The organism is Martelella sp. UBA3392 (genome assembly GCF_002358775.1).
In the GTDB taxonomy this organism is placed as follows: Bacteria; Pseudomonadota; Alphaproteobacteria; order Rhizobiales; family Rhizobiaceae; genus Martelella; species Martelella mediterranea.
This window is the reverse complement of record NZ_DEPM01000028.1, coordinates 1-5,883: the sequence shown is the minus strand read 5'-3', so window position 1 is coordinate 5,883 and position 5,883 is coordinate 1. Positions and strand designations below refer to the sequence as shown.

The window sequence follows — 5,883 nt, the reverse complement described above, 5'->3', positions numbered from 1 at the left end:
GGATCGCCATAGGACGATTCCACCAGATAGAGCATGTTGCCGGCAAGGCCCGCCTCGTTCATGCCGTCCGAGGTGGCGAGATTGTAGATCGCGACGATCACCGAGCCGTATTTCGAGGTCCATGTCGCAGACCCCTCGCCCACCCCGCCATCGCGGGAAAGCCCGCGCGGAAACACCCAGAGATCGGATTGCATGGTCACATCGCGCCAGTCCATCGAGCGGCCGGTGATATAGGTTGAGGTTCCGGTCTCGTAGAAAATCCGCGTGCACATGATCTGTCCTCCGTCGCACCTGTTTTTGGTTGGCTGAGGCTAACCCGGCAGCGCGCGGCGGACAATCAAAATCGGTTCAGAACCGGCTGTGCTTCGCCACCAGCTTGGCGAGGATCGGTCCCAGCGCCATCACGAAGAAGAACCGCGCGATCTGCATCGACATCACGAAGGCGACGTCGACATCGGTGGAGGCGGAGATGATGGCGATCGAATCCGCGCCGCCGGGGCTGGTCGCGAGATAGGCGGACAGCGGGTCGATGCCCGTGAGCCACACGAGAAGCGCGGCCAGCACGCCGCAGATCGCCACCAGCGCAAGGATCGAGGCGATGACGCGCGGCATGGCGCGGCCGGCATCGAAGATGACGGCGCGGTCGAAGCGCGCGCCGATGCCCCAGCCGAGGGTGGCATAGGCGATGGCGAGCAGGATCTGCGGCAGTTCGATTTCGATCAGGCCCATGACGTTGAGCACCGAACCGGCGATCACCGTCGTCAGCATCGGTCCCGCCGGCAGCTTCAGCCAGCGGCCGAAGAATACGCCGATCAGGATCAAGGCGAGCGTCTGGGCAAGCGGCCCCCATGCCGGCTGCACGAACCACAAAACCGGCACGGCCGTTTCCGCAGCGCCGCCGGTCCAGAGCCGCGCGAAGGTGGCGGCGATCAGCGTGACGATCACGACGCGGGTATATTGCATGAAGGCGACCAGCCGCATATCGGCCCCGAACGAGGCGGACATCAGCGTCATCACGCTCGCAGCGCCGGGAAACGCGCCCCAGATCGCGGTGGTGCCGGGCAGCACCTGATAGCGCGCCAGAACCCAGCCGATCGCGATACTGGCGAACACCACCGACAGCACGCCGCCGACAAAGATCATCCAGTCGGCGCCGATTTCCTGCAGCACCGGCCATGTCATGGTCCGGGCGATCAGGCAGCCGAGCACGCCCTGCGCCAGATTGAACGGCAGGCGCGGCATGGTGATCCGCCGTCCGGTAAACACGATCAGGATCGACGCCAGCATCGGGCCCAAGAGCAGCGAGGCCGGCAGCGCCACGAGCTGCATGAGGATCACGAGCAGGATGGAGAGCGCCAGAAGCGGAAGCCAGATGCGCAGAAGCTGTCTTTTCCCGCCGTCAGCGGAGGCCGGTTCTTCCGGCTCTTCTGCGGAATTCATCGTGCGGACAATCCTGTAACGCCGGCCTGTAACGCCGGATCGCCCGCAGCCGCGGGACGACGCTGCGTCATGCCCGGCCGGCGGGTCCGATCCATTCACCATGGCTGATCTTTCCCGTCACCGGGAATCGGCTCCCGTTCCTCTATACGCGGCGGCGGCGGGCAAGCGCAATCGCCTCACATCGCGCAGTTCTTCCGGCGCATCGCGATGTCCAGCGCGTTGACGCGGCCCTTGGCGTAGGCGATCGCGGTTTCCTGGTTCTTGATGTTCTGGTCCTCGGACATGCTGCCGAGGCTTGCGCCGAACATGCGCACATCGCCGACAATCTCGCTGTCCTGCTCTTGCGCAAGGTCCTTCAGCTTCGCGTTCTCGTCCTCGTATTGGCTGAGCAGCGTCTCGCAGCTCGCGCCGGCGAATTCCTCGGGCGAAACCGGAATAGCACCGATCGAATCGGCGCGCTGAGTGCAGGCGGCAAGCGTGGCGGCAAGGGCAATGACGGTTATGGCAGAGCGCATGAAGGTGACCTTTGCGGAAAAATGGGGCGACAGCGTATCAACGCCGGCGCATGCGGCGGGTTCCCGCACCATAGCGGATAAATCCGCTCAGTCGTCATCGAATTTCACGCTGCTGCGGCCATTTGTGAGTTCGCGCACAAGCTCGACCAGCGCCGCGGCCCCCGCCTCCGGCACGCGCAGATGAAACTCGGCGCCGGTCTCGGTGAAATCGCGGCCGGCGATCACGAGGCCATCAACATCCTGAAGCCGCGCCTCCACGAGCGCCAGATCGGAGAAGGCAACCGGCAGCACCCCCGCCGTCATCGCCACGATCGGCAGCTTTTCGGCCAGCCGCAGGCATTCCGCGGCACTGCCGCCATAGGCGCGCGCCAGTCCGCCCGTGCCGAGCTTCACGCCGCCGAACCAGCGCGACACAAGCACCGCGACGCAATCGATCTCCTGGCCTTCGATCGCCTGCAGGATCGGCTTTCCGGCCGTCCCGCCGGGCTCGCCATCATCGGAGAAGCGGTAGTCGGCGCCAATGCGCCATGCCCAGCAATTGTGGGTGGCATCGGCAAAGCTGTTCCCGGCGATAAAGGCCTTCGCCGCCGCCTCGTCATCCACCGGGGCGGCAATCGTGGCAAAGCGGCTTTTCTTGATCTCCCGCTCCGATGTCGCGGGACCTTTGAGCTTGAACATGAGGGTCACCCTTCCGCGCCTTTCAAACGGCACGGCAAGGGCGAAGTCAAGCCGGGCTGCTGGTCAGCTTCAGCGTCGCGAAGGAGGCGACAAGCCCGGTCAACCCGGTGGCGAACGCGCCCCAGGCCATATCGACGAACACCACGGTCCACGACCAGCCGGCAAGGGTCGCCATGTTGGTGAGATCATAGGTCCCATAGGCCATCAGCCCGAAAATCGCGCCGTTCCCGAGGCCTTTCAGCGCCGAGCCGGCCCTGACGCCCGGCAGAACGGCGAAATAGAAGATGCCGATGAGATACATGAAATAAAAGCTCAGGCCGGCGGTCCAGTTGGGCGACGGCAGCAGCAGCGGCCCGATCTCGGATTGGTAGAACGGAAAGGCGATCGTGCCGAGCCAGATGAAATCCAGCAGGGAAAAGCAGATGGCCGTGGCCACGAAAGCCGTCAGGGCGCGTTTCATGGGGTCACCTCAGATATCCAGAAGCGGTTGCAACACGCGCATGAACCGGCTCTGGAACCTGAGCGGCGCATCGGTGACGGCGAGGCATATGCATTCGGACTCGGGGCCCACCACCGGCTGGTGGAGCGTATCCTCATCTTCCTCCTCGAAATCGCCCGGTCCGAAAACCTCGCCTTCCGAGGTGAAGCTGCCATGCAGCACCAGCGTCAGTTCTCTGCCGCCATGGCTGTGCTCGGGCAGCGGTTTTCCGGCATCGACCCGCAGCAGGCGCACCTGAATGCCCTTGTCCTCAGTTTCAAGCAGCGCCTGATGGGCATAGAGCCCCAGGCGTCGCCACGGCACGTCCTCGAACGTCGCGCCGACATAGGAGCGCAGCGGCTCGGGTATCAGCGCGGCCCCCGGCGCGGCCGGCGCCGGTTTGGCTGCGGCTTTGACATCCGTCGCCTTCAGCCGCGCCTGAAGCGCTGCCCAGGAGGCGTCCTCGGAAACCGCCGCGGTTTCGGGTTCCGCCGCGTCCATGAGGGCGCCGCCGGCGGCCTCCATCAGTCGCAGCCTTGCGCGACAATGCGGGCAAAGCGCCAGATGGGTTGCCACCGCAAGCGACCAGCTCTCCTCGAGGCTGCCCGAGGCATATTCGAGCAGAAGCGCGTCGCTGATATGGTGATGGATGGTGCCTGTCTTCATCGATTTTCCCCAAGCGCGGTTCGTAGCCTGGAAAATGCTGCTCTGATTCTGGATTTGACCGTGCCCAGGGGAAGGTCCAGGCGTTCGGCGATGATACTGTGGGAGACTTCCTCGAAAAACGACATCCGCAGAAGCTCTGCCTGTTCCTCCGGCAGGCCGGAGAGCGCGGCGCGCATCCGCGCGGCATTCTCGTCCTGCTCGAACTGGACGTCGGGCGCTTCCGGTCCGTCCGGCACCAGCGCCGGGTCGTCCGGGTCGAATTCCGGCCGGCGCATCTTTCTCAGGCTGTCGACCCTGACGTTACGCGCGACGGTGAAGATCCAGGCCGAGGCATTGCCGCGGGCGGGATCGAACAGTTCCGCCTTGCGCCAGACCATCATCATGGTCTCCTGCACCAGTTCCTCGGCGAGCGCCGGGTCCGATGCGCGTTTCATCATGTAGCTGCGGATGCGCGGGCCGAAATGGCGAAACAGGCGTTCATAGGCCGCCATGTCCCGCGTCCGTCCGACACTGACCAGGCAGTGCGACATTTCCTCTACCGATAGTTCGGGCAAACTCCTCACCTTCCCGGTGCGCATCCGTTTTCGCATGGCGCGGCCTGCCGCCCCTTTTCGGGGCGCTGCAGGGATCGGACCGGTGACCGGCATGGGGCAAGCGCTTTCAAGCATACCGGCTATTACGGCCGCGATTTCCGTCCGGATTACAGGTTCCGATAAATTTTGCGCCTTTTCAATCCATCACGCCGCCCGCCGCGTAAATCATGGTGAACAACAAGGCGGAAACAACACGATGCACCACCCCCAGGAAAACGCTTACAGAAAGCTTCGCGCCGACAGGAAGGTCGCGGTGATCGGCTCCGGCATTTCAGGGCTCTCCGCCGCCTGGCTCTTGAGTCGCTCCTGCCATGTGACGCTGTTCGAGGCTGACGACCGGCCGGGCGGACATTCAAACACCGCCGATGTCGCCATCGGCGATCGCACGATCCCGGTCGATACTGGCTTTATCGTTTATAACGAACGCAATTATCCGAATCTGACGGCCATGTTCTCCTATCTCGGGGTCGAGACCGAGGCCTCCGAGATGTCGTTTTCGGCGTCGCTGGATAATGGCGCTTTCGAATATGGCGGCAGCAATATCGCGACGCTGTTGGCGCAGAAATCGAACATATTGCGCTTCAGCTTCTGGCGGATGGTCTACGACATTTTCCGTTTCTACCGCCATGCGCCCGCAGCCGCCAGATCGGAAACCGACCAGGAACTGACCCTTGGCGACTATCTGGACGCGCGCGGCTATTCCAAGCGGTTCGTGCGCGACCATATCCTGCCCATGGGTGCCGCGATCTGGTCTACGACGCCGGAGCAGATGCGCGCCTATCCGCTGGCCGCCTTCACCCGCTTCTTCGAAAGCCATGGCCTGCTGACGCTGGTGGACCGGCCGCAATGGCGCACCGTCACGGGCGGCAGCCGTTCCTATGTCATAAGGATGCTGGAGCAGATCAGCGGCCCGGTGCGCCTCAACACGCCGGTTGAACGCATCGTGCGGGACGGCGGCGGGGTAAGGCTGGTTGCCGGCGGCACGGAGCAGCGTTTCGATGCGGCGGTCGTCGCAACCCATGGCGACCAGGCGCTGAGACTGCTCGACAATCCCGCGGAGGAAGAGCGAAACCTTCTTTCCGCCTTCCGCTACACCACGAATGAAGCCTGGCTCCACAGCGACGAGCGCCTGATGCCGGCCCATCGCAAGGTCTGGTCGAGCTGGAATTATCTCGAGCGTCGCGATCGCGGTACGCCAAACCTTTGCGTCACCTACTGGATGAACCGGCTGCAGAATATCGATGAGCGCGTGCCGCTGTTCGTGACGCTCAATCCTTGCGAGGAAATCCGGCCCGAACTCGTCCATCAGCGCTATACCTACATGCATCCGCTGTTCGACAAGGCGGCGATCGATGCACAGCGCGATCTCTGGCGCATCCAAGGTCAGGGCAATGTCTGGTATTGCGGCGCGCATTTCGGCAGCGGGTTTCACGAGGACGGGCTGCAATCCGGGCTCGCCGCCGCCGAGGCGATCGCAGGTGTCAGGCGCCCCTGGAACGTCGAAGACGAATCC

The 5,883-nt window shown here is 63.8% G+C and carries 8 protein-coding genes; 1 reads left to right on the top strand and 7 read right to left on the bottom strand.

What is annotated here, in order from left to right; all coding sequences use genetic code 11:
- The 7 genes from B4E36_RS02465 to B4E36_RS02435 all read right to left on the bottom strand — a co-directional run.
- Nucleotides 1–272, bottom strand: a 272-nt coding sequence (locus B4E36_RS02465; RefSeq protein WP_345899936.1) for a linear amide C-N hydrolase, incomplete at its 3' end; no start/stop codon positions are given.
- Nucleotides 273–348: 76 nt separating this feature from the next.
- Nucleotides 349–1,440, bottom strand: coding sequence for an AbrB family transcriptional regulator (locus B4E36_RS02460; protein ID WP_292059702.1), 1,092 nt, complete (start codon nucleotides 1,438–1,440; stop codon nucleotides 349–351).
- 176 nt (nucleotides 1,441–1,616) lie between these two features.
- Entirely contained in the window at nucleotides 1,617–2,027 is a 411-nt protein-coding gene (locus B4E36_RS02455) for a hypothetical protein (protein ID WP_345899935.1), read from the bottom strand.
- Nucleotides 2,028–2,042: 15 nt separating this feature from the next.
- Complete coding sequence (locus tag B4E36_RS02450) at nucleotides 2,043–2,633, bottom strand: IMPACT family protein (RefSeq protein WP_292056946.1); 591 nt, start codon at nucleotides 2,631–2,633, stop codon at nucleotides 2,043–2,045.
- A gap of 46 nt (nucleotides 2,634–2,679) precedes the next feature.
- Complete coding sequence (locus tag B4E36_RS02445; protein ID WP_292056944.1) at nucleotides 2,680–3,093, bottom strand: DUF2177 family protein; 414 nt, start codon at nucleotides 3,091–3,093, stop codon at nucleotides 2,680–2,682.
- A gap of 9 nt (nucleotides 3,094–3,102) precedes the next feature.
- Nucleotides 3,103–3,777 (bottom strand): ChrR family anti-sigma-E factor, encoded by a 675-nt coding sequence (locus B4E36_RS02440; RefSeq protein ID WP_292056943.1) that lies wholly within the window; start codon nucleotides 3,775–3,777, stop codon nucleotides 3,103–3,105.
- A complete protein-coding gene (locus B4E36_RS02435) occupies nucleotides 3,774–4,340 on the bottom strand; it encodes a sigma-70 family RNA polymerase sigma factor (RefSeq protein WP_414673713.1) in 567 nt (188 codons plus the stop codon). The genes B4E36_RS02440 and B4E36_RS02435 overlap by 4 nt, the downstream gene beginning before the upstream one ends.
- 226 nt (nucleotides 4,341–4,566) lie before the next feature.
- Here B4E36_RS02435 and B4E36_RS02430 point away from each other — a divergent pair.
- Nucleotides 4,567–5,883: NAD(P)/FAD-dependent oxidoreductase (locus tag B4E36_RS02430; RefSeq protein ID WP_345899933.1), on the top strand; the 1,317-nt coding region annotated here is incomplete at its 3' end.

What these genes read in the sequence shown, in the direction of transcription:
- B4E36_RS02460 (WP_292059702.1), bottom strand. Translation starts at nt 1,440, where the DNA reads ATGAATTCCGCAGAAGAGCCGGAAGAACCGGCCTCCGCTGACGGCGGG.
- B4E36_RS02440 (WP_292056943.1), bottom strand. Translation starts at nt 3,777, where the DNA reads ATGAAGACAGGCACCATCCATCACCATATCAGCGACGCGCTTCTGCTC.
- B4E36_RS02455 (WP_345899935.1), bottom strand. Translation starts at nt 2,027, where the DNA reads ATGGTGCGGGAACCCGCCGCATGCGCCGGCGTTGATACGCTGTCGCCC.
- B4E36_RS02445 (WP_292056944.1), bottom strand. Translation starts at nt 3,093, where the DNA reads ATGAAACGCGCCCTGACGGCTTTCGTGGCCACGGCCATCTGCTTTTCC.
- B4E36_RS02450 (WP_292056946.1), bottom strand. Translation starts at nt 2,633, where the DNA reads ATGTTCAAGCTCAAAGGTCCCGCGACATCGGAGCGGGAGATCAAGAAA.